16 protein-coding genes are annotated in these 24,177 nt (G+C 49.5%); 5 read left to right on the top strand and 11 right to left on the bottom strand.

Annotated features, from left to right (window positions below; translation table 11 throughout):
• The first annotated feature begins 231 nt into the window (after nt 1-231).
• Together NNL38_RS17480 and NNL38_RS17475 are read left to right on the top strand one after the other, a co-directional pair.
• A complete protein-coding gene (locus NNL38_RS17480) occupies nt 232-1,386 on the top strand; it encodes a M20 metallopeptidase family protein (protein ID WP_255391713.1) in 1,155 nt (384 codons plus the stop codon).
• On the top strand, nt 1,386-2,930 hold the full coding sequence (locus tag NNL38_RS17475) for an AbgT family transporter (protein WP_255391712.1): 1,545 nt from the start codon (nt 1,386-1,388) through the stop codon (nt 2,928-2,930). Before NNL38_RS17480 ends, NNL38_RS17475 begins: the two co-directional genes overlap by 1 nt.
• Nucleotides 2,931-3,711: 781 nt before the next feature.
• Here the strand turns inward: NNL38_RS17475 and NNL38_RS17470 are convergent.
• From NNL38_RS17470 to NNL38_RS17460, 3 genes are all read right to left on the bottom strand, one after another.
• A complete protein-coding gene (locus tag NNL38_RS17470; protein ID WP_255391711.1) occupies nt 3,712-8,628 on the bottom strand; it encodes a PAS domain S-box protein in 4,917 nt (1,638 codons plus the stop codon).
• Nucleotides 8,629-8,660: 32 nt separating this feature from the next.
• The gene (locus NNL38_RS17465; RefSeq protein WP_255391710.1) at nt 8,661-9,860 is read right to left on the bottom strand and encodes an EAL domain-containing response regulator; all 1,200 of its coding nucleotides are present in this window, start codon (nt 9,858-9,860) and stop codon (nt 8,661-8,663) included.
• Between the two features lie 135 nt (nt 9,861-9,995).
• The gene (locus NNL38_RS17460; RefSeq protein WP_255391709.1) at nt 9,996-10,988 is read right to left on the bottom strand and encodes a YdcF family protein; all 993 of its coding nucleotides are present in this window, start codon (nt 10,986-10,988) and stop codon (nt 9,996-9,998) included.
• A gap of 164 nt (nt 10,989-11,152) precedes the next feature.
• Between NNL38_RS17460 and NNL38_RS17455 the strand changes: the two genes are divergently transcribed.
• On the top strand, nt 11,153-11,542 hold the full coding sequence (locus NNL38_RS17455) for a VOC family protein (RefSeq protein WP_255391708.1): 390 nt from the start codon (nt 11,153-11,155) through the stop codon (nt 11,540-11,542).
• A 92-nt stretch (nt 11,543-11,634) separates the two neighbouring features.
• On the opposite strand, the gene NNL38_RS17450 is transcribed toward NNL38_RS17455, so the two are convergent.
• Complete coding sequence (locus NNL38_RS17450) at nt 11,635-13,263, bottom strand: AMP-binding protein (RefSeq protein WP_255392273.1); 1,629 nt, start codon at nt 13,261-13,263, stop codon at nt 11,635-11,637.
• A 474-nt stretch (nt 13,264-13,737) separates the two neighbouring features.
• On the opposite strand from NNL38_RS17450, the gene NNL38_RS17445 reads away from it, so the two are divergent.
• Nucleotides 13,738-13,929, top strand: coding sequence for a YtxH domain-containing protein (locus NNL38_RS17445; RefSeq protein WP_255391707.1), 192 nt, complete (start codon nt 13,738-13,740; stop codon nt 13,927-13,929).
• A gap of 72 nt (nt 13,930-14,001) precedes the next feature.
• Here NNL38_RS17445 and sstT read toward each other — a convergent pair whose 3' ends face one another.
• The 7 genes from sstT to NNL38_RS17410 form a co-directional block, all read right to left on the bottom strand.
• Nucleotides 14,002-15,243: a serine/threonine transporter SstT gene (gene sstT, locus NNL38_RS17440; RefSeq protein ID WP_255391706.1), complete on the bottom strand. Its 1,242-nt coding sequence runs from the start codon at nt 15,241-15,243 to the stop codon at nt 14,002-14,004.
• Between the two features lie 293 nt (nt 15,244-15,536).
• Nucleotides 15,537-17,231: a BatD family protein gene (locus tag NNL38_RS17435; protein WP_255391705.1), complete on the bottom strand. Its 1,695-nt coding sequence runs from the start codon at nt 17,229-17,231 to the stop codon at nt 15,537-15,539.
• Between the two features lie 4 nt (nt 17,232-17,235).
• Nucleotides 17,236-19,134, bottom strand: a complete 1,899-nt coding sequence (locus NNL38_RS17430) for a VWA domain-containing protein (protein WP_255391703.1) — start codon at nt 19,132-19,134, stop codon at nt 17,236-17,238.
• On the bottom strand, nt 19,127-20,092 hold the full coding sequence (locus NNL38_RS17425) for a vWA domain-containing protein (RefSeq protein ID WP_255391702.1): 966 nt from the start codon (nt 20,090-20,092) through the stop codon (nt 19,127-19,129). The genes NNL38_RS17430 and NNL38_RS17425 overlap by 8 nt, the downstream gene beginning before the upstream one ends.
• Entirely contained in the window at nt 20,085-20,624 is a 540-nt protein-coding gene (locus NNL38_RS17420; protein ID WP_255391701.1) for a DUF4381 domain-containing protein, read from the bottom strand. The genes NNL38_RS17425 and NNL38_RS17420 overlap by 8 nt, the downstream gene beginning before the upstream one ends.
• Complete coding sequence (locus tag NNL38_RS17415) at nt 20,621-21,559, bottom strand: DUF58 domain-containing protein (RefSeq protein WP_255391700.1); 939 nt, start codon at nt 21,557-21,559, stop codon at nt 20,621-20,623. Before NNL38_RS17415 ends, NNL38_RS17420 begins: the two co-directional genes overlap by 4 nt.
• Nucleotides 21,556-22,512 carry an AAA family ATPase gene (locus tag NNL38_RS17410; RefSeq protein WP_255391699.1) on the bottom strand — a complete coding sequence of 319 codons (957 nt, stop codon included), beginning with the start codon at nt 22,510-22,512 and terminating at the stop codon, nt 21,556-21,558. The genes NNL38_RS17415 and NNL38_RS17410 overlap by 4 nt, the downstream gene beginning before the upstream one ends.
• Nucleotides 22,513-23,418: 906 nt before the next feature.
• Here NNL38_RS17410 and NNL38_RS17405 point away from each other — a divergent pair.
• Nucleotides 23,419-24,159 carry an SDR family oxidoreductase gene (locus tag NNL38_RS17405; protein WP_255392272.1) on the top strand — a complete coding sequence of 247 codons (741 nt, stop codon included), beginning with the start codon at nt 23,419-23,421 and terminating at the stop codon, nt 24,157-24,159.
• Nucleotides 24,160-24,177: the final 18 nt, after the last annotated feature.

The following is a 24,177-nucleotide window of genomic DNA, read 5'->3' as shown; positions in this document are numbered from 1 at the left end:
AATTGGTTTCACCCTCCCTGTCGATAACTTGGTCGGTCTGCATAGAGGATGAAGTGAGAATGGCAGGTATGAACGAAGCTTCGTCGGGCGCAAGTCGCTGCGCAGTGGTTCAGATTCACGAATGCAGATGTTGCCAGGTTGTGGTGTGTTCGTAATTGTTGTTTTATTTTGTATGACTTATTGTGCGCATATGGTTAATATCAACAAAAGAATCAACACGTGGATATAATCATGGACATAGATATCAACAAGTACATTGAGATTAGGAAAGCACTCCACCGTAATCCAGAGCTTAAGTATGAAGAATTCGATACGGCGAAATTAGTCGCTGAACATTTAACTGACTTGGGCTATGAAGTCACCACGGGTATTGGGAAAACAGGGGTCAAAGCGGTTCTTTATACCAATAGACCAGGGCCGACGATTGCTTTTCGTGCCGATCTGGACGCGCTTCCGATTTTGGAACTCAACGAATTTGAGCATAAATCTCAAAATACCGGAAAGATGCATGCTTGCGGCCATGATGGGCATACCGCTAGTTTGCTATGCGCTGCGGAATCCTTAGTGGCTAACAAAGAGGCGTATTGCGGTAACATCGTCATTATTATGCAGCCGGCAGAAGAGGGTGGAGCTGGCGCGAAGGCCATGATTGATGACGGGGTCCTTGAGAACCCGAGAGTCGATAAGATATTTGGTTATCACAACAGGCCCGGCTTTAAGCAAGGGCTTGTCTTTGTGAAATCTGGCTCTGCAATGGGGGGGAATACCAGTATCTCCGTTGAAATCACGGGGAAAGGGGGGCACGCAGCGATGCCCCATTTAACACATGATCCTATCGTTGCTGGTGCAAGTTTTGTGACGCAGGTTCAAACGGTGGTGTCCAGAAAACTATCGCCACTGAACGCCGCGGCAGTGACTGTCTCAGAGTTTCATTCTGGACAGGGCCACAATGTCATTGGATCAAAGGCGCAACTCAGCTTGAGTGTACGTTCAGATACGAAAGAAACCGATGAGCTGCTGGTTCGTGAGATTGAAAAAACACTCAAATGTGTCTGTGAGCAATTCAACTGTACTTATGAATTCACCATCTTGTTATCAATTCCGGCTTTGGTCAACCATCGCCAAGAGACCACAGATGTGATTGAAGCATGTCAGTATAGTTTTGATAAAAACAACCTGTTGGAAATTGATTATATGCCAACGATGGGGGCAGAAGACTTCAGTTTTTATTTGTTAGAAAGACCGGGTTGTTACTTCTTTATCGGCAATGGTGAAGATTCTGCTTATTTACACAATCCTCACTATGACTTTAATGATGAAAATATCGCTGTAGCACGGCAAGTCTATATGGGTGTAGCACAATTTTACCTAGGGAGAGATCAGTAGTGGAGCACGCACAACACAGGCCAGAAACAATCAAGGATAATCGTTTTTTATCGTGGGTTGAAACAACGGGGAATAAATTACCTCATCCGTTTTTATTGTTTGTCTACTTAGCCATATTTGTCATGGTGATTTCGGCGGTCTTAAATTATTTCAATATCAACACGTACAACCCCAAAACCGCAGAAACTTATCCAATTAAATCTTTGCTATCCGGTGACGGCATCGCGTACATGTTCACTAATTTTGTGAAAAATTTTGTGAACTTCCCACCTCTAGGCACAATCATCACGGTGATGCTGGGCATAGGTTTAGCCGAGCGCGTTGGTTTACTCTCGACTTTACTGACACAGACAGTGGCCAAAGCACCGCGTCATTTGCTGACGTTTTTCGTGTTTATTGCCGGTATCTGTGGCTCTATTGCTTCCGACGCAAACTATCTCATTTTAATCCCGTTAGTTGCCATGGTATTCCATAGTGTAGGCCGTAATCCGTTAGCGGGGGCAGCAGCAGCTTATGCGGCAGCAGGAGCCGGCTTTGATGCCAGTTTGTTTATTACGGTTGGGGACGCTCTATTTGCAGGCATTGCAACAGACGCAGCAAGAATCATCGACCCTGATGCGTATGTCAGTGCGGTGGATAACTATTACTTTGTCGCCTCTTCTGTATTTATTCTCGCTATCGTCGGGACGCTTATCATAGATAAAGTCGTCGAACCGCGCCTGAATAACCTACATCCGTTGTCAACAATGATCAAAGAAAGACCAACGGCTGAAGTGAATATGACGGCGGAGGAAAAAACGGGTCTCAAGCGGGTGGCATTGTTTACGCTAGGCTACTTTGCTTTTGTGATGGCGCTTGTCCTGCCTGAATCCTCAGCGCTGAGGAACGCGGATGGCGGTTTGATTCCGTCGCCTTTTCTGAAAAGTCTTGTGCCATTCATGTTTTTTTACTTTCTTGGTATCGGCATTATTTATGGGAAGGCAGTCCGTAAAATTGAAAAAGTAGAAGATATTCCGGACCTAATGGCCGACTCCGTGAAGGCTCTTGCAACAACGCTGGTTCTGTTTTTAGCCATTTCCCAGTTTATTGCCTATTTCAAATGGACGGGTATTGGGAACCTGGTAGCCTTTGAAGGCGCGCACTTCTTACAGTCTGTCGGTTTCGATGGGTATGCCTTGATCATCAGTTTCATCTTGATCACCTGTATCTGTAATATTTTCATGACCAGTGGCAGTGCTCAATTTGCGCTATTTGCTCCGATATTTATTCCGATGCTAATGCAATTAAATATTGAACCTGCGTTCACGCTGGCGATGTTCAGAATCGGAGATAGTTCGACGAACATTATTTCACCCATGTCACCTTATTTCAGTGTGGCACTGGTGTATATGCAAAGCTATAAGCCTGAACTCCGAATTGGTACCTTGATGGCGACAATGCTTCCGCTCGCCATTGGCTTCCTTGTGTTCTGGACTTCGTTCTTGCTGTTATGGACCGGTCTCGGTCTAGACGTTGGTCCTGGTGTATCCATGTACATCAACTAAGGTATCCGTCTCCCCAGAATCAAGCTGCGGGTACTCAGCTTGCCCGCAGCTTATATCGTTTGCTCTGTTCCATTCGTCTCTAAATTCCGGCTAAGCAGTACTTGACTATTTACATTAAATCGTCCTGGGTACCAACAATTGGCTAACAGAACTTCGCAGAAGCAAAACACGCAATAACGGGTTATTTGATCGGTTACTGCAGCCCGATCAGACCGCATCATCACAAGGGGGGATTAAGTCCGGATCAGTCGGGGCGAAGATTCTGGCTTGCTTATAAGACTGTGGCCAATTTTTGTAGGGTACTGCAAGTGTGATGCTGAGCAGGTCTTACTGTTACTACAGAATCATGACGTCGGGATATTAATCTCATCATTAAGTTGAGGGTGGAATGTCTAGCTTTTTGCATACTTAATGTACGTATTTGCTTACTTTATGATTCAGCTAGGCTTGTGAGTATTCATCAAGCTTTATTGAGCAGGAGATCACTATGTCTATCCGAGTAGATAAACTTGCACCGCAAGTGAAAGTGGCCTCGAAATTAGCGGTAAGCCAACAGAATTATGCCGCCTTAAACTGCACGGCTTGTGGCGAAAAGTTTCATTATCTGTTTATTTCGGGAGCAACATTGGCATATTGTCCGGGCGCAGATTTACCTGGCTTGGAGCGTGTGGTGGAGCGGATGAGACACACAGGGACACAAAGCCGGTGTGTGGTGTCTTGCCGGGAGGCATGAAAGCCAAACCTATCCTCGTGGATTAAGGATTGTCATTTTTTTTGTAAACTATTCAATAACTTTTGAGCCCCGCAGAAACCTTTCCAAGGACTCGATTTGCGAATGAAGTTGCTGCTGAAGTGAGTGGATATTCTCCCAATTCCGGCTGGGAGCCTGTTGCTCGATGTCATCAAATAGCGTTGATAAAGCGATGCAGCCACTTGAACGCGCAGCACCTTTCGCCGCATGGGCAAACTTGCGGATTTCAACGGGGTCTTTCGCTTCAACTGCGCATTGCAACCGGCTCACATCCTGCTGCAAGCTGCACCAGAAGGAGGCAAGAATCTGGTCATGAATGGCCGGATTGTCCGTTCCGAGTACGGTGGTGATGTGATCGAAATTAACGGGGTGATCCAGTTTAGACAAGTGCTCTGGACGACGAGGTTCATCAGGCTCGTCGGCGATGTTATCTTTGGTCGGTACAATCGGTGTGTGTACGGGATCTACATGATGCTTCATCCATCTCGAGAGTGTTTCGCGAAGCTTGCTTAACTCAACCGGCTTCGTCAGGTAGTCATTCATTCCAGAGCCCAGACAATGATCGCCTTCACCAACGAGCGCGTTGGCGGTGATTGCGATGATAGTCGTTGTTTCAAGGTCCGGGTGTTTTGATTCTTCCTCCCGAATCGCTTTGGTGAGTTCGAATCCGTCCATATTCGGCATATGGCAATCTGTCAGTAACAAGCGATAGTGACCGGATTTCCACATTTCCAAGGCCTCCAGGCCATCGGGGGCCATATCGCAAACATAACCCAGGCGTGTCAATTGCTGGCCGATCACTTCTCTGTTTGTTGGCTGATCTTCTGCGACTAAGATTAAGCTTCCCTGACGTTCAGCTTCGCTCCTGCTGATAGGAACAATGGGAAGCGGTTCGGCTGTGTGGCTATCCTCAAAAGTCCAGTCAATGATTGGGCTTTCTCGCCCGGTAATCACTGCAAGTCCAAACACTAATTCGGATGGTTTGAGCGGATGCGAGCCGGCGATATAAACGTTGTTACTGACCAGCCCTTTACTTGTGGCTGGGTTATCATTCAGAATAACAAAGCGGAGGTCGGGTTGAGTGCTTTGATCGCGCTTCAAGGCTTGAAATGCAAGGTTTAAGTCTTGTATGTCAGTAATGATCACATCCGGGGAAACGCTTCGTTGTTGCCACTGTGCCAAAATGTCCTCATGGCTGTCGGAAGGATCGTGCAGCTGATAATCACAGCCGGTTTGTCCTAAAGTCGCTTTTACACATTGCGTTAGATGTAAATCTTTGATGAACACAAATACGTGCAGGCCATGAATATCGATATTATCAAACTCTGTAGTGGCTCCATTGACTTGGTTTGCCGGCAGCTTGATTCGGAAAGTACTCCCTATGTTCAGCTCACTTTCCACTTCAATATGACCGCCCATGATTTCGATGAAAGATTTAGAGATGGTCAGTCCCAGGCCGGTCCCGCCATATTTACGGGTGGTTGATGAGTCGGCTTGCGTGAAAGGTTGGAATAACTTGCCTTGCTGGCTTTCTGACATGCCGACGCCGTTATCTATAATTTCGATGGTAATTTGTTCTTGATGTTGTGGGGCAGCCAGGTAATGGGTCTTGATGAGGACAATACCAGGTTGACGGCGCCCCTGTGAGAATTTGATAGCATTACCCAATAAGTTCAGCATCACTTGCCGGAGCCGGACAGGGTCAAGCATCAGTCGGTTGGGAATATTCAAATCGGGCTCGAGATATAAGCGCACTTTTTTATTGGATGCATGAGCCCATAATGAGTCGACGGTTTTTTCGACAACAGAGAGCAGTGAAGTAGGGGTAAGCTCTAACTCAATTTTACCCGCTTCGATTTTCGAAAAGTCCAAAATGTCATTGATAACATCCAACAACGAGAAGGCTGAGTCCCTGATTGTGGCTGCCATGCGCTTTTGATCGTCGCTAAGCTGAGTTTCGCGAAGCAGATCGATCATGCCGATCACCCCGTTCATCGGAGTTCGGATCTCATGGCTCATGGTGGCCAGGAAACGCGATTTTGCCTCATTCGCTTGACGTGCTGATTGTGATTCTTTTTCCAGTTCCATTTGTGTGAGTTTCTCTTCTGTGATATCCAGGCAGATCCCATACAATTTGATCGGTTCCCCGTTCTCGATAACAAAGTCTGCTGCGGATTTCAGCCACCGTATTTCATGGGTGATACCATGGATAATGCGGAACTCAGATGAGAAGGAAGACCGTTGTTCAAAACTGTCATGAATCATCTCGTCTACATGGTTGAGGTCATCCGGGTGTACAAATTGCCGCCAAGTGTCGTAGTCCAGTGCCGTTGTTTTGTCGGTGAGGCCGTAGAGCGTATAGGAGGCCTCGTCCCAATGGATCTCATTGTTGATAATATCCCAGCTCCAGTGGCTGATACCGCCGGCCTCTGATGCCAGGCGTCTTCCCATCAGCAGTGCTTCTTTTTGATGTCGTGATTGATTGAGCTCATGCTCAAATTGTTTTCGTTCGCTGATGTCTTCAATAACGACGATGAAATATTTAGGCTCATGCGTACTTTCTTTCACCAGTGATGCAGAAATTTTAACCCATACAGCTTGTTGGGCTTTGGTGAGGACACGCCGGTCGTTGCTGTAGGATTTGCGATTCTCATTGATTAATTGATTCAGCAGCGTCAACTCTGCTTCTAAGTCGTCCGGGCAAATCACTGAATGTAGCTTCGTCGCTAATAGCTCTTGCTGTGTGTAGCCTAAAATTTCACACAGTTTGTCATTCACTTCTAGCCATTGACCATCAAGGGAAACCCGGGCGATACCAATGGCTGCCTGACTAAACGCAGCGCGATAGATGACCTCACGTTTAGCAAGCTCTTGCTGGAGCGCATGCTCTCGATCCTGAACCATTTTCTGGGCGGTGATATCCCGAATCACGCAGACAAAAGCGGTGCTGTTTCCTAACTGGGTTCGGCCAACAGAAAGCTCGATAGGAATATCGCGGCCGGACTTATGTTTTCCGGTTGTTTCCGTCGGGGTACCGTTGGCGTGATCTTTTTCGTTGGTGGACGAGTCGAGGGGCAATGGCAGAGAACCGGTGGTTTGATCGATTACCGGAATCAGTAACTCAATTCCAGCACCGATGAGCTCATCTCGTCCTCGGCCAAAAATAAGCTCGATCGATTTATTGATATCGAGAATGGTCCCATTATCATGGATGACAACGGTTCCGTCGATAGCCGTATCGAAGACGGTCCTCAGCCTGGATTCAGACTCCTTAAACTCCTGTGTTCGTTCATCGATAATATTCTCTAATTCTAATTGGTCGCGTTCCTGCTTATGTTTCAGTTCGGTAATATCTGTCTGCACCCCGATAAAATGGGTTAAAGTGCTATGCTCATCATAAACCGGGTCGATACGCAGATTGTTGTAGAACAAAGTCCCATCTTGTTTATAGTTACGCAGGACGACCGAGCAGGAATGTCCGTCTTTGATTGCCTGTCGCAGACGTGTTAGCGCTTCCTGATCATGGTCATCGCCTTGCAGGAAACGACAGTTTCGGCCAAGTACTTCGTCAGACTGATAGCCTGTGAGCAGCTCAAAGGCGCGGTTTACATAAATGAGTGGACTATCGGGCTGAGTCATGTCACTCACCACGATGCCTGTCGCCGTGGCATTGATAGCTCTCCGCTGGATATCCAGCTCTTGTTGTTGCTCTTCGGTTTGCTTTTGAAGCACTTCCCGTTCGATAAGCTTTGTTTTGAGGATTTGCGTCGCGTGACTGACTTCGCTGAGCTCGTCTTGATTTTTATAGGGAGGAATGTCAACCGCCATATTGCCATGGGCTAATTGTCGAATAACCGCTGTGATCCTCTGCAATGGTAGGCTGATCCGTAACGCCATTAATACCCCGGTACATAAGATGATCAAGATTACAATGAACGACAAGATGAGGATATTTCGTTGCAGGGCGTTTGCTGCCTTGAATGCTTCATCAACCGGGATACGAACGAGGGCAGACCAACCCAACCCCGGGTAGTCATAAGCGCCGTGGCTGTTGGCATAGCCTGTAATCTGCTCGATTTGCTTGCGATAATGCAACGAAACATTGGACCCTGAGAGCCCGGCGACTGCGAGCCTGGCACCTTCTACGCCGTTCCGGGCCAGGTTCAGTTGGCCTAATACAGAAAAGTCCCGGGTGTAATCGGCTTTGAGCTGCCCGACCGGATCGTAATCAACAATGATATTCCCGGAGCGATCCAGGATGGTCAGTTCTGTACTGGGCATGCCTCTTTGCGCCAAAAGTTCATAGGCTTCACCGACAATCTTCTCAATGACCTGGAAGTCGACCACATTTATCCAGAGGCCCAAAACTTCGCCCTGGGTCGACAGAAGCCGCGAGGTATATACCATTTCATAGCTGTCGGGTGCGGGGTTAACGGCACGGATGATATTCCGCATTGGCCCAGCAACTGTGGTTCCTTCGCCATCATCTGGAGAAAGGAATCGGCCGTGAATGGCATTCTGGAACCAAGTGGTTTGCTGTAGTTGTTGAGGGTTTAACTTGAGCGCCGGGAGTGGTTGTCCTCTTTTGTTACGGTCGCTTGCGGCGATAAGGTTGCCTTTGGTGTCAGTAATAATAATTCGCTTATACACTTTATAATTACCGACGAAGGTATTTAAATTCTTGATTGTACTGGTTGAGTGGGCGAGGCTGTTGAAGCCTTGTTTGGAGAGTGCCCCCAGGCTGAGGGTGAAGGCTCTTGAATCATGGTAACGCTCAAATAAATTGCGCTCAATCATGCCAATGAGTAACTCAGCTTCGCGTTCAATCTGGAGCAACGACTGATCGTTGATGATGGCTTTACTTTTGTGGGATGTCGCAAAGGTGAGTGCCATCAGCAGCAGGCCGAAAAAAATAAAAATGGACGCGATTTTCTGATAGAGCTTCATTGGCACTCCTTTGCACAGGTGAAGCAATCGTCTTAATTTATTTCAGAGGTTGCAGCATATTCGTTCAGAAATGTCTTAACATCACTGGCATACAGAGGTTTGGAAATGTAGTAGCCTTGTCCGTAGTCACACCCTTGCTTGGCCAAAGCCGTGAAAGTGGCTTGATCTTCTATGCCTTCAGAAACCGTTTTTATATTCATTTCTGAACACAATTGAAGGCAGTTCGTGACGACGGTACGTGATCGTGTATTGTTCAGGAAGTCCCGTACAAAACACATATCAATTTTGACTTCATTAAATGGGATCTCATGCAGTTGCTCTAAAGAAGCGTAGCCGGTACCGAAATCGTCGATAGAAAGCTTGAACTTCATCAGTCGCAACCGGAGCAGGTTTCGGATGAGCTCATGAGGATTATTGGAGAGCACTGTTTCTGTGAGCTCACAGATAATCCTTTCAGGCTCGATGTGGTAAGTCTTGGCCATGCGAGATAGCCAATCCGGGAAATTATCAGATGCCATGGTGCTGGCAGAAAAGTTGAGCGACAGCGTTAAATCCTGTTCAGTGTACCACGTGTTGAAATGGGAGAGCGCGTATTGAACTACCTGCGTTGTCACTTGATCAATTAGATCAAGTTCTTCTGCTAGATCAATAAATAAATTGGGTGTTATTAGGCCCTTCTGCGGGTGGCGAATTCGCGCCAAGGCTTCAAACCCGATCACACGGCGATTGCTCAACTGGACCTGGGGTTGAAAAAAACAAATTACGTTTTTGTTTGATAAAGCCTCTTTTAAGTCCGCTTCAGTGAATGCTGTACTGGGCACTGCAGATTTGGTTGAGGGAGAGGTTTCCGCCAATTGAATTAAGTGTTGAACCCTTTGGGATGTCACCGGCTTTTCAGCGATGCCAATGATGTTTAGCCCAAATTTACCGCCTAAAGACTGGGCAGACTGAAGGACTTCTTTATCTTCTCCGCTGATGAGAACAATTCTTACTTCGCTGCGTAATTTAGCTAAACGCGTCAGAAACGTAATCCCGTCTTCATCTGGCATATTGAGATCGCAGAAGATGAGCTGTATCTGCGGCGTGTGATTCAGCGTGGCAATTGCGTCATCACCACTTTTAGCTTGATAGCAGGAGTAATCACCTAGCTGCTCTATCGTGATTTGCAAGGTTGTTCGGATAAACTTGTGGTCATCCACGATGAGGATATGTCGAATCTGTGTCTGAGCCAAAATATCCCCCGCACAACTTGTTGAATAGAAGTAAATATACCTTATGCGTTAAGATTAGTATTTTGCAGTGTGCTTATCAAATCATGTGCTTAATACTTTTGTATTAAGCTGCAGAATAATCCCTGACAATTGCCATCAAAGGCTGACAAATGGCGGGCAATCAAAGGCAGGCAGTCCGATAGCCCGGAGCGCATCAATGTAGCAGTTCCGTTTGATGGCTTTAGCTTGACTGCGTTGATTGATGTGAGGCTCCGGTAGTGCGCAGTGATCAACGGTGATGGTTGGCTGGTTTGAATCGAGCTGCAACAACTGGAATAGTAGTTGTGATCGTTGTACATGCGCGGCATGACTGATCACGGTCGCCTGCCGAATACCGTGCTGATGAAGTAGTGCCAGGCTGAAGCGGGCATTGTCGATGGTACTGGTTGCCAGACCTTCTTCAATGATGCGTTGTCCATCAACGTCATTTTCAATTAGCCACTGCTTCATTCGCTGCGCCTCGGTGTGTCCTTGCTGCGGCGCGCCACCGGTCACAACTATCGCGCTGGTGGGATACAGCAGCGAGAGCTTTTTCGTCAAATTCAGCCTGGAGCGCAAGGGGCGGGCCAGGGTGCCGTCCGGCTGGAGCTTATACCCCAGTGTAATGAGCGCGTGGCTGTTTGGTGTTCTTGGGTGTAGAGGCTCCTCGGCGTTACTTTGGATGGGCTGAGTCAGGATGCGCTCGATTTGGCCGAGAACACGGTCGAGAAACCCCGCGGATTGACTGCTGAGTTGTCGTAACCGGGCCAAAGTAATTGCCACCGACTGATGATCATGCTGGTAATGATGCCAGGCTATTAAATAAGTCAGTACCCTGCGGTGTTCTGGCGTGCTTTGGCACCGTATCAGGCACTGGCGGAAGAGAGCGATTGCTGTGTCGATGTCGCCTTGAAAGGTATGCAGGGTTGCCAGGGTGAGCAGCGTGCTCAAGTGTTCAGGTTGCTGTTGGTGTGCCAGGTTGAGGAAATAAATGGCGGCTTCGAGGTTCGAAACCTGTTGGTGATGCAGCGGATAGTTAGTGCGCACTGGACTTTGATATGCATCCAATGCTTGCTGTAAATGATAGTGAAGTGCTCTGTGAGCAGTCATTGCGCCTTCCTTGCCACAGCCGTTGATAAACATATGGTAATGGATTCGCGCATTGCTGCAAGTAACAGGGCCTTGGAAGGAAATGGATCAATTAGCGCTGGGCAGTGTGGCGATTTTGTCTACTGTTAATGATATGTACTGACAACAAGCAGAAGGAGATGCAAATGCACAATCCATTTAAACAGCACGGCGCATTTAGCTGGTCAGAATTAATGACGGATGATCCGGTCAAGGCGGTTGCTTTTTACACCGATGTGATTGGCTGGGAGGTGGAAGCGATGGAAATGCCCGACGGGGTTTACCATGTGCTTAAAGCCGATGGCGAAGCCGTAGGGGGGATTATGGCCAAACCGGAAGGGTACGAGCATATTCCGAATCATTGGGGAACATATATTACCGTCAATGATGTGGATGTTATCCTGGAGCAAGCTGAAGCTCAGGGCGGAAAAGCGGTTTATCCGCCGATGAATGTGCCCGGCGTTGGCCGTATGTGCGCGATTGCTGATCCGCTGGGAGCGATTGTGTCAATCATTACTTATGAAGAGAAAGCGTAGCCTCGGTGTACACTGATGCGTATCCGACCATTCGGGAAAATATGAAAGCCGCCTGTACAGGCGGCTTTGAGGTGATGGGGGAACGAGTTACTTTATTCTTCCCATTGAACCAGTTGTCCCTTCGGCCAATTGGCACCTATGTCATGATATTTCTTCTCTAACAGGTGACGTTTGATTTTCAGCGTTGGGGTCAGGATGCCGTTTTCAATGCTCCAGGGCTCTTTAATCATCAGTACCCCTTTAATTTGCGCATGAGATTCCAGCTCTTGGTTGATGGTTTCAATGACATGGTGCGCCTTGCGCTCATAGCGTTCGCGATCAAAATTCGGGAAATCATGCGGGATTGCCAGCAGGATTGGCGCAGGCAGGCCGGAGCCAATCACGCACATCATCTCAATGTTGCTCAGCTCAAATAGGCGTTTTTCAATCGGGACGGGTGCAACAAACTTACCTTTGGCAGTTTTGAAGGTGTCATTTTTGCGGCCCTGAATGGTGAGATAACCTTCATCATCAAGGAATCCGATATCACCCGTGTGGAGCCAGCCCTCTTCATTGAAGGCGGCTTTGCTGGCTTCTTCATTCTTGTAGTAGCCGGAGAACATACCAGCGCCTCTGACCAGGATTTCATCATCTTCGGCGATTTTGAGCTCGATTCCAGGGCCGGCATTGCCGACGGTGCCAATTTTCTCACTACGGAACGGGTGGTTCAGGGTGCTGTAGGCGAAGGACTCGGTCATCCCCCAAGCCTCTGTAATGTTGAGCCCGATACTTTCATACCAGCGCAGCAGTGCCGGAGACACCGGCGCGGAGCCACAACCCAGCACGCGAGCTTTGTCCAGCCCCAGGCCATCGGCCAGTTTGCGCTTGATCACCCCGGAGATAAACGGAATTTTGAGCAGCAGGTTGAGTTTGTGCTGTGGCAGTTTCTCAAGGATCCGCTGTTGGAATAGGGTCCAGAGCCGGGGCACGGAGATAAACAGGGTGGGGCGGTGCATTTTGACATCGTCGATAAAGGTCTCGAGCGATTCCGGGAAGGCCACCTGGATGCCCGCCATCACAGATGATCCGTAAATGTAGACGCGTTCTGTAATATGGGCCAGCGGCAGGTACGAGAACAGGCGCTCATCTTCCTGCATCCCGATGTGATCAATCAGGCGTTGTGCCGTCCAGGCAAAGGCACCGAATGTCAGCAGTGCCCCTTTCGGCAGGCCGGAGGTACCGGAGGTGTAGACAATGGACATCAGGTCGTCCGGTTTGTGATCCGGACGCTCCTCGCTGGGGGTAAACTCGGCCAGCAGCGTCTCCCATTGATACTGACAGGGTAGCATGTTGGGATACGGGAAGGCGATGGTTGGCATGTCCGGGTGATTTTCCAGGACTGCTGCTGTGGCTTTGTTATCATCGAGCTTACCGATGAGCAAAGCTTTTGATTCGCTGTGACTGATACAGTGCTCAATGGTGTCGGGACCAGCGGTCGGAAAGATCGGGACGCTGACATAACTGCCAAGCATAAGGGCTAAATCTGTGATGAACCACTCGGCACAGTTTTTTGAGATAAGCGCGACCCGGTCGCCCGGTTGAATGCCCATACTCCGTAACGCACTAACCAGACGGAGTGCTTGGTCAAGCACTTCTGCATAGGTGAAGTCGACAAATTGCCGGTTCTTGATTTGGCGGAGATAGAGGTCATCCGGGCGCTCGTCTGCCCATTTTAATAACATTTCATGTGGTAAAGCCTGTGTCATGAGGGTGTCCCTTAAGCGTTCTGTGGGCAGCGGTAATGTCATCTTTTCGTCCTTGTCTTGTTATATTATTGTTAAAGTAAAGGTGTTCACACTGGTCCGTCAAGTCCATATTTTGAATTAAACTCCTGTAATTAAGTATGAAAATGGCTTCGAACTTGTCAAATAAAAGTTACATGCCGTTAGAACAAATTGTTTCAAATTGTTAGGGATGCGAATAAGCTATAGAATGATTCGGCTAAAGCTGATGATAAGGTGAAGACGGCCTTCTGCAGTAGGCGTCTCGTCTGAGTGAGGGGATGACTGTAGCCTTCGTATCTAACTTACTGATTTATATTGTTTTGGTCGATATAGTCAGTATAATTGCGCGACGCTGGCGGCGAGTTCCTGGGTTTTGTCATGAGGTAAAAGCGGGTGCCTGCGTCGGGTTATCTATAGAATTATGAGAAAATTATGATTAAATACATAATGTTACTGCTGGTTGGCATCGGTGTTTATATCGGTGTGACTTATAAAGACCAAATTGAAGATTTTGTGGATTCTCGTCCGGTAGAAGAAGTTCAGGATTTGTTGGAAGATGCGAAAGATCAGGTCTCTGCACAGGCTGAAGGTTTGACGGAAAAACTGGAAGACTTGAACCAGTAATATCGAGTTCCGACCCAGAGAAATAGAAAAGGCAGCCCATCGGCTGCCTTTTCTAGTTTGTATCTGTCGGAATTACGACTTTGCTGTTTCAGCGTTGGCGACTTTAGCTTCTTCAGCTTTACAAGCCGCTGCTGTGAACAGAACATCTGTCGAGCTGTTCAGAGCAGTTTCTGCAGAATCCTGAATCACACCGATGATGAAGCCAACAGCGACAACCTGCATCGCGACGTCGTTCGGGATACCGAACAGGCTACAAGCCAGTGGGATCAGCAGCAGTGAGCCACCAGCAACACCGGATGCACCACAAGCAGATACAGCGGCGACAACACTCAGCAGAACAGCTGTCGCGAGATCAACCTCTACACCCATGGTGTGTACGGCAGCCAGCGTCAGTACCGTAATGGTGATCGCAGCACCGGCCATGTTGATGGTTGCACCCAGTGGGATGGATACAGAATATGTATCTTCGTGCAGATCCAGATCCTTACACAGTTGCATGTTTACTGGAATGTTCGCCGCAGAGCTACGGGTAAAGAATGCTGTGATACCACTTTCACGGATACAACGCAGGACCAGCGGATATGGGTTGGATTTGGTTTTGTAGAAAACGATCAACGGGTTCACGACCAGGGCGATGATCAGCATAGAGCCCAGCAGCACACCCAGCAGATGACCGTAGCTGGCCAAGGCTGCAAAGCCGGTTTCAGCGAAGGTGTTCGCCACTAAACCAAAGATACCGATTGGAGCCAGACGGATCACGAAACGAACAATCAGGGTGATCCCGTTGGAGACATCGTGGAATACCTGTTTTGTTGCTTCACTGGCTTGATGCAGGGCGAAGCCCAGCGCAATTGCCCAGGCCAGAATACCGATGAAGTTACCGGTCATCAGAGCATTAACTGGGTTATCAACAATCTTGAACAGCAGTGTGTTCAAAACTTCGGTAATGCCTTCCGGGGGCGTGGTACCGGTCGCACTGGCTACCAGAGTCAAATGAGTAGGGAAAAGGAAACTCATGGTAACCGCGGTTAGTGATGCCATCAGTGTACCGAACAGGTACAGCATGATAATTGGCTTCATATTGGTATGGGCGCCTTTTTTCTGGTTGGCAATTGAAGAAGCAACCAGGATAAACACCAGTACCGGGGCAACAGCTTTCAGCGCGCTGACAAACAGACTACCCAGGAAGCCAGCCTTCACAGCAGATTCCGGAGCAACCGAAGCGAGCACGATACCGGCGACAATACCGATAAGGATTTGAATCACCAGGCTGCCATTGGCAACACGGGCGAGAAAAGGTTGTGATTGGTTCATATTACGTCCTGCATCATTTTATAATATGTTACGGAAGGATTAAATTTCGCTTCCGAGACGTTTTTTAACAGGAAATACGATTATTTTCCACCTTTCTTTTCATATACCATCGATTTACAAGTGATTAACACGCTTTTGAGCTAAGACCAGTAAGTTCAGATGCAATCAGCCTGTTTGGAAAATAACCGTTAACATATTAATGAAACAAGGCTGTTGAATGTTAAAAAAGCTCACGCGAAGGTGAGCTTTTTGCATCTAATGAATAACCCGTATTGCATATTAAATCATTCAAGTTATCTTTCGGGCACTAAGGGTTCCAGTACCGAATGGTGCTTGGGTTGTGTTTTTTGCTTGGGCCGTTGTTGGTTAATCGAGTCGATCAGGCTGAGCAAGGTATGGTTGCTCCAGTCTGCGGGGCCTGCATCGGATGGCTTCTGGTAGTGTGCTGCCAGCATTTGATTGACGGCTTGTTCCAGTTGCTCTCGCAATGGGTGCTCGCCCTGGTGCCGGCGCCATTGCTGGTAGTACATCTGAGCCTGGATGGGGTGATTGGCCTGGACGGCCCGGCGCATGCCTTCAAGCGGTGTGGGGCCGGAAACTGGGCGTGCGGATGGTGTCGCGTTTTTCTTGTCGCCGAAACGCGCGTTCAGCCACAGCCCGGTTGAGAGAAGCCACAGGGCGGCAAACAGGGCTGTCAGCCATGGCCACCAGCCGGTATCGTTGATGATCTCAGGTGCCGGGTGGGTGACTTGAAACGCGGGTTGACCTAGTGTCGATTTGTCTTGGGGGAGGGCGAGGTTGTTCAGGGGATCACCCGGTAATACCGACAGTGTCAGGCCGTTTAGTTGGCTGGTTTCCTGCTGGCTGGTTGTGGTGTTCCACCAGTTGACGGTCAGGGAAGGCAGGTTCAGGTTGCCTTGTTCACGGGGAATGATCACCTGTTTCAGCGTCATGAGCGTATAGCCATTGACTGTGCTGTAAACAGGCTTTTCATTGTAGACCTTGACCGATCCGGGATAGTCCAACGACAGATTAGGCATTTTACTCTGCTCGGTATGTTTCATTTTAAGCGTGATGAGCCGGGTAATGGGGTCGCCGACCCGAATCTCGTCGCTTTCAGGCTGCCACTGTTGCGTTAGCTGTAAATCTTCTGTCGGTAACCAGAGTCCGGTATAACCGGGTGGAATATCCTTCACGTCCAGCGTGATATCGCCTGCTTGCTTTTCAACCGGGACCCGCAGGGTTGAGCCGTACCCGCGACCTTGTTTTAAGACATTGCCGCGAAACTCGGCGCCTTGGAGCTGATGCTGGCCAGGTTCGTGGGCCGTGATCTGATACTCCCTGGTGATTGACAGATACCGGCGACCATTAAGCACCGGCTCCGCCTGGCGATCTTCACCGATCTGTTTCACCTCTAGCCCATCACCCGCTGGCGGCACCAGGGTCGCCTGGCTCATTTGCTCGCCAATCATCAGGCGAACGGTATAGCGTATGCTTTCACCCAGATAAAGCTGTTGTTTATCAATCTCAGTGCTGATTGTGATGTCCGGCTCGACGAGGGGTTGCGTACTGCTTTGCTCCGAGGTAATGACAATTGGGTCAGTGCTGGTTGCGCCAATCCGAAAGCTGGGGATGGTAAACTGACCTTCCGCCTTGGTTGCCAGTGCAATACGCCATTCTGTTTGCCGGGTAACGACGCCGTTGATCATGCTGGTTCGGCTGCTGGTTGCAGGCGAACCAGCATGGAAATCTTTATCTAGTACTGATAAATCCAAAGCATTGGCACTCACGCTGTCGTCGATACTAATCGTCAGCTGAAATACTTCATTGACGGCCACTCGGGTCTTGGACACAGTGGCCACTGCTTGTGCAGCATAAGCTGGCAGGCTGATAACGGTCATCAGCGCCAGTAAAATCCAACAGGCAAAGCTGGCGGGGCAGCTTGGATGCCGAAGTGCTCGTGCGTTGGGGGCGATCTTTCTCATCATCTTCTTACCATGAATTCTCAGTTTCTTGCGGAGCCTGTTTTTCGCGCGCTTGTAGTAACAACTGGGCACGGATCAGGGCGCTGGTATCATCCGGAATTTGCTCTAGCTTTTTCAACACCGGATCGCTGGCAGAGAGCGGCCCTGGCGACGCTTCATCATCGGATTCAGCATGACTGCCTGTTGGCTGCTGTTCGCCTGCGGCTTCTTCAGTCTGTTGTGGCTCAGGGGCTGAGCGGCCTTTGCTCTGCGCTTTGGCCTCTTCTGAACGTTGCGTTGCAGTAGAGGGTTCGGGCTGAGTTTGCGATGCGGCTTCAGAATTGTTAGCCGATTGAGGTTGCCGTTGTCCTGCTCCCTGGTCTTGACCGGATTGTTGAGAGCCATTGTTATGATTCTGCTGATTCTGCTGATTCTGCTGATTCTGCTGATTCTGCTGATTCTGCTGATTCTGCTGATTCTGCTGACTGTCGTCTGGTGATTCTGACTTCTGCTCATCATCGGTTTGATTCGGATCCGAGCTTTGATTTTCATCTTGCTGTTGCTGTTGCTGTTGCTGTTGCTGTTGCTGTTGCTGTTGCTGTTGCTGTTGCTGTTTCACCAGCTCTAGGTTTTGTCGGGCATCGGCGTGATCCGGCTGAAGCTCAAGGACCGATTGATAGGCTGAAATTGCCTGCTCGTACTGACCTGACTGGGCGTAGGCATTGCCCAGGTTGTAGCGTGATTGAACATCGGTGAGGGGCTTGAGGGTTTCAATCGCTTCGGTAAATTTGCCCGCTTTGTATTGCGCGGCACCTTTCCATTGTGGTTGGGTAAAAAGCCCCGCCGCAGCTTCATAATCCTGCGCCATGTAGGCCTGGTGACCTTGTTGATCTGCATTTTGCCAAGGGGAGGCCATGGCCGGGTCCAGGGGTACCAGACACATCAGCGCAGCAATCACAAGGCCACGGCGAAATCCGGCCAGTGACAAAATAACCAATGGAATAATCAGCCAGAACCCATTATTGATTCGCTCTTCCACCGTTTTCTCCTGCTGTTGATCTGTTCTATGTTGCGGTTTGGCGGTCGCTGCGATCAGACGTTCCACATCCCGGTTGGTGGATTGAAACAGCTGGAGCTGACCTCCTGTTTGTTTGGTCAGCGGGAGCAGTGTGTCGAGATTGACCTTGGCAACGACTGTCTCTCCCCGGCTGTTGGTCAGCAGGCGCCCATCCGGTAAGCGCACGGGCGCGCCCTGGCGGGTACCGATGGCCAGTACGGAGAGGCGGTAGCGACTGCCTTTGAGTAAACCCTGTGCTTGCTCCGATTCCTGCTTGCTCAGCCCGTCGGTGATCAGAATGATATCGCCTGCTGGATGGCCAGCTTGTTTGAGCAGGTTGATGGCTTCCCTGATCCCGGCTGCAGCGTTACTGCCTTGAAGCGGCATAATGTCCGGGGATAAATAGGGGATTAGGTTGGCCAGAGTACTGCTGTCACGGGTCAGTGGGCTGACGATATAGCCATCCGCCGCGTAGGTGACCAGGCCGGTGCTCCCTTCGGTCCAGCCGGGCAGCATATCCAAGGCTTTGAATCGTGCCTGAGTCAGCCGGTTGGGGCTGACGTCAGTGGCATACATGGAGCGGGACATATCCAGAACCAATACTCGCGCCCCATAGAGATGATAAGCTGGGAGCTCGGCTTTTTCCCAGCTGGGTCCGGCCAGTGCGAGCACACTGAGGCACCAGACGACTGTTAATCCCATCACCGTACGGCTGGAAGACGAGGGTGACAGCTCACCAAATTGTCGGGTCAGGTGAGGTGCAATAAGTGTTGTTTGTTGCCCCTTGTTGCGGGCCAGCCAGGGTAGAAGTGCGCCGAGCGGCAGCAATGCCCACAGCCATTCGGGATACAGAAAAGTAAATTCAGCCATGGCGCCTCCTTAACAGGGCCAGCAGCACTGTGAGCAGCAGGGTTATGGCGAGTGGATAACGGAAAAGCTCCTGACGCGGACGCCAGGTTTGTTGCGCGGTGTTGATAGGTTCCATTTGATCGATTAACTGATAAATCTGTTCCAGCTCCTGAGGATTTCTGGCGCGGAAGTATTGTCCGCCTGTGAGTTTGGCGATTTCGGTTAAAGTCTTTTCATCCAGATCCTGCGACGGATTCACGGTCCGTGTTGAAAAGAAGGTCCGTTGCTCAAGAGCCTCGGCACCAATCCCGACAGTATAAATCGTGACATCGCTCCGCGCTGCTAGCTCAGCCGCTTCAATGGGCTGGAGCACGCCGGCAGTGTTGGTGCCGTCACTCAGTAAAATAATCACTCGCTGCGGGGCCTGGCTGTCGATAAAGGTTTTGGCAGCGATCCCCAACCCTTCACCAATTGCGGTACTTTGGCCAATCAAACCTAACACGCTCCTGCTTAGTTGCTGCTTGACGGTATCCCGGTCAAAAGTCAGGGGTGTTTGCAGGTAAGCATGTTTGGCAAACAGCACCAATCCCAATCGGTCACCTTGACGTCTTTCGATGAAGTCACCGAGGACTTGCTTGACGGCAGTCAGGCGGTCCGTCGTTTCACCGTCCGGGGTGATCATATCTTCGATCGACATCGATCCGGACAGATCAACTGCCAACATCATGTCTCGGTGCTCAGGATTGATTTTAATTGGATCGCCATACCAGACCGGGCGGGCCAGTGCGCTGATCAGCAAGCACCAGGCAATGCCGGCCAGGATCTTTCGCCAGCGGGTATTTGGCTGTTGTTGACCAATCCCTTCCGGAAGCTTGGGAAGGCGAATGGCCACTGGCTGAGTCACCGGTTTGGTGAAGCGATAAACCAGCACGGGCAGGGGCAGCAAAGTCCAGGCCCAAATCCAGAGAAACTCAAACATGGGCACCCTCTGTCACGTTCGGTTGCTGCAATCGTGGAGAGGGTAGTTGGGCGTTTTTTAGCCACAGCTCGGCTTGCCGATAGCAACGCTGGAAATCCTGAGGTTCTAATGCCTGACCGGAAAAGAGCCCCTGGCTCCAGGGCTCTGATAATTTCGAAAACCCTTGCTGGTCATCGGTTAAATGGCGATCTAAAAAAATCAGCCATTGCTCACCGGTCAGGCTGGCAACCTGTTGGCGGGAGTAATAGGACATTGCGGTTTGTCGCAGCAATAAGTTAATGGCGTTGAGAGTGCCGGGATCCGTGTAGGTTTTCAGTCGACGAAGGGCTTCCCTTCGTGCTCTTTGCTTGGCTCGATTGTTGCGGATGGTGCGAAGCAATACAAACAGCCCGCTGACGAGCAGGCACAAGGCAATGATCCCGCACACCCACCATCCCCAGGCGAGAGGCCAGTATCCGGGGGCTTGCGGCAGATGAATGTCGGCCAGGGGCAAAGTGGAAGCCATATTGTTGACCGCTGGTTGCTCAGTCATGCGGTGACTCCTGAAGGATTTAATTGAGACATTAACGGCTGTGCTGCCGACAGGTGATGGACCGGGATCGCCAGACTGTGGGCCAGGTTGTGGAGAAATTGCTGGTGATGGTGGTACTGGTCATGAAGCTGCTGACGGGTGTCTTTCGCTGAAAAATCGACCCATAGCGCCTGATGGTTATCCCTGACATGCTCGGTTCCTCTGAAATGGGTATACCCCTGTTCCAGGGGGTCTGAAACTTGAACAAACCGGATCCGGTTGTGTTGGCGCAGCTGGCTCAGGCGGTGTTTGTCTGTAGCAGTCAACAAGTAAAAATCACTGATCACTACAATATCGCTACCTTTCGGGCACAGGTGATGAAGGTGCTTCAGGGCTGCGGCGAAATCCACCGGTACCTGCTCCGGCTCCTGATGGCGGTGCGCTTCAATCAGGGCATTGATCACCCGCAGCGGACCTTGCTGGCGCGCCGTCGGTTTACATTCGATGAGTTGAAAGCCGGTATAAATGATCGCGCCGATCCGATCCTGCTCACTGACGGCAAGCCAGCTGAGCAAACTGGCGAAGTGGGCAGCCTGAACAGACTTGAGCAGCAGCATTGAACCGAAGTGCATGTTCTGACTCAGATCGATCAGGAGCATTACCGGTTGCTCTCGCTCTTCGGTAAATAGCTTGGTGTGTGTTTTTCCGGTGCGAGCGGTAACGCGCCAGTCGATGGCCCGGATATCATCACCCGGCTGGTAGGGACGAACTTCCGAAAAGTTCATCCCACGGCCTTTCTTTCGGCTTAAGTGCTGGCCGTTGAGCTGCGACCAGATACTTTGCGCCGGCGGTAACCAGCGAACAGCCTGATTCTTGTATTGCAGCAGTTCGGCCAGACATAAGTTCACGCCATCACTGTGGGGCGGCAGAGCCGGTGTCACGGATGTCTCTGTCATGCGCACGCGACCTGTTCGATGATCTGGCTGATCAGCGTGTCAGTGGCGATGCCCTCTGCTTGGGCTTCGTAGCTAAGCAGCAGGCGATGGCGCAATACTGGGTAAGTCATTTGCTGTACATCTTCCGGGGTGACGAAATCCCGATTACTGAGCCAGGCATGGGCACGAGCACAGCGATCCAGCGCCAGGGTTGCCCGTGGACTGACCCCTAATTGCAGCCAGCTGGCCAGCTGATCGCTGTAGCGTTCCGGCTCACGGGTTGCCATGGTTAGCCGGATGATGTAATGCTCCACTTCTTCAGCCATATGAATATTCAGCACTTCCTGGCGGGCCGCGAAAATTTCTTTTTGAGTGAGTTGCACAGGTTCGACACTCCGGGCGCCCATTGCTTCACCACGGTTCAGACGCAGGATTTCCAGCTCACTGGTCGCATCCGGATATTCCACATTCAATTGCAGCAGGAATCGATCAAGCTGTGCTTCCGGGAGCGGGTAGGTGCCTTCCTGTTCAATCGGGTTTTGGGTTGCCATGACCAGAAATAACGCCGGCAGGCTGTATGTTTCCCGCCCGGCTGTGATTTGCTTCTCCGCCATTGCTTCTAACATGGCCGCCTGAACTTTCGCCGGCGCCCGGTTGATTTCATCGGCAAGCAACAGAGAATTAAAAATCGGTCCGGACTGAAAGGTAAACTCGCCGGTTTCCGGACGGAAGATGTCCGTTCCGGTTAAGTCTGCAGGGAGCAAATCCGGGGTGAACTGGATCCGGTGAAAGCTGCCTTCAATACAATCGGCCAGGACTTTCACAGCCCGGGTCTTGGCAAGACCCGGCGGCCCCTCGACCAGGATATGGCCATCGGCCAGGAGGGCTATCAACAGTTGCTTGATGAGATCAGGTTGACCAATTACCTGGCTGTCCAGGTAGGCCTGCAGGCGTTGAAACGTCGACGTTAACATAAATGAATTGAGTCCTTTAACTATAAAGCCATCAATTAAAAGGTGAATTGTGTGACCAGAATACCGGCCGATAGTTCAGTCCAGCCATTATGGTGGTGGTTATTTTGTTTGATAGCGCAAGATCTGTTCATCACGGAGCCTGTGCTGTGAATTATAGCCTGTTCATAGGGTTACCTGACGGTGATTTCAAGCCTGAACAGCAAGAAACAGGTGATTATCCTGGCGGTTGCCTGGATCGATCGGCATCTGGTTCTGGGCGCTTGTTCCCACGTTGGAGGTGACAAAAAAGATAAAAATATTTTTAAAACACCTATCAATAGTTGGGTTTTTTAAATAATAACTGGATATATAAAATGTTTTTTTAGACTTAACGTTTATTAAAACGAGGATACCCACTGAATGAATAATGATGTGCTTTATAAAATAGTATCGTTGGTTTTATTAATTTGACGAATAATTGACGTTGAACCTGGCACCCATATTGTGCATTTGCGTATTAAATAAGTGCAAGAGATATGAATGTTTCATGAATGATGCTGTCTATCTCCATAGATAAATGAATAATTCTATGTTTTAAATAACCTGGCACCATTAATGCATTAGTTATTTTTGAAAAAGGAATTTATTGAGTAATGAAATGGTTGTGTATTGAAGTGTAAATTCTGTAGTGGAATATTGGTACGACCATTGATGCTGTGTGTTGATATTGGTATGCCTGTGTGTTCTTATAATATTTATGCAATATGAAGGTCACGGTAATGACTTAATTGACCGATACGATGCATTAAAGTTTAGGAATAATCAGGTAGTTCAATTAGGTTGGTTAATCCTTGAAACTGAATGCAACTCGCTTTTTATTTTCAAGGCAGTAATAGCATCATCAATGATGGAATGGAGTCTTCTGTAATGAGCAAAACAGCATTAGTAACTGGTGCGAAAGGTGGTATTGGATCATCAATCACAAATGCGTTAGTCGACGCTGGGTATCGTGTGATTGCAACGTATTTCCCGAGTGGGGAAGAAAAAGCGAAACAATGGTTTCAGGAAAATAACTATTCAGAAGACCAAGTTAGGTTATTTCCTCTGGATGTTACTGATACAGCCTATTGCAAAGAAGCGTTGGCGAGCTTATTAGCAGAAGAAGGTGCTGTCGATGTTCTTGTTAATAACGCAGGGATTACTCGAGACACAACATTCAAGCGAATGACTGCAGAGCAATGGCATGAGGTCATTACAACCAACCTCAATAGTTTGTATAACGTTACACACCCACTGTTCGCATCCATGTGCGACAAGGGTAATGCACGCATTATTAATATTTCTTCAGTGAATGGCCTGAAAGGCCAGTTTGGTCAGGCAAATTATTCAGCTGCGAAAGCAGGTATGATTGGTTTTACCAAAGCCCTGGCTGCTGAAGGGGCGCGTTTTGGCGTGACGGTCAATGCGATTGCCCCGGGTTATACCGGGACTCCGATGGTCCAAGCGATCAAGCCGGAAGTGCTGGACGCCATTAAAGCTGAAATCCCGATGAAGCGTCTGGCGGAACCGAGTGAAGTCGCCGCAGCCGTGACATTTCTTGCCAGTGACGCCGCAGCATACATCACAGGCGAGACCCTGTCTGTGAATGGCGGTTTGTACATGCATTAATCTGTGACTTCGGTGATC

The sequence above is a fragment of the Photobacterium atrarenae genome (assembly GCF_024380015.1).
Taxonomy (GTDB): Bacteria; Pseudomonadota; Gammaproteobacteria; order Enterobacterales; family Vibrionaceae; genus Photobacterium; species Photobacterium atrarenae.
Note: the sequence above shows the minus strand (reverse complement) of the source record. Positions and strands in the feature narration are given on the sequence as shown.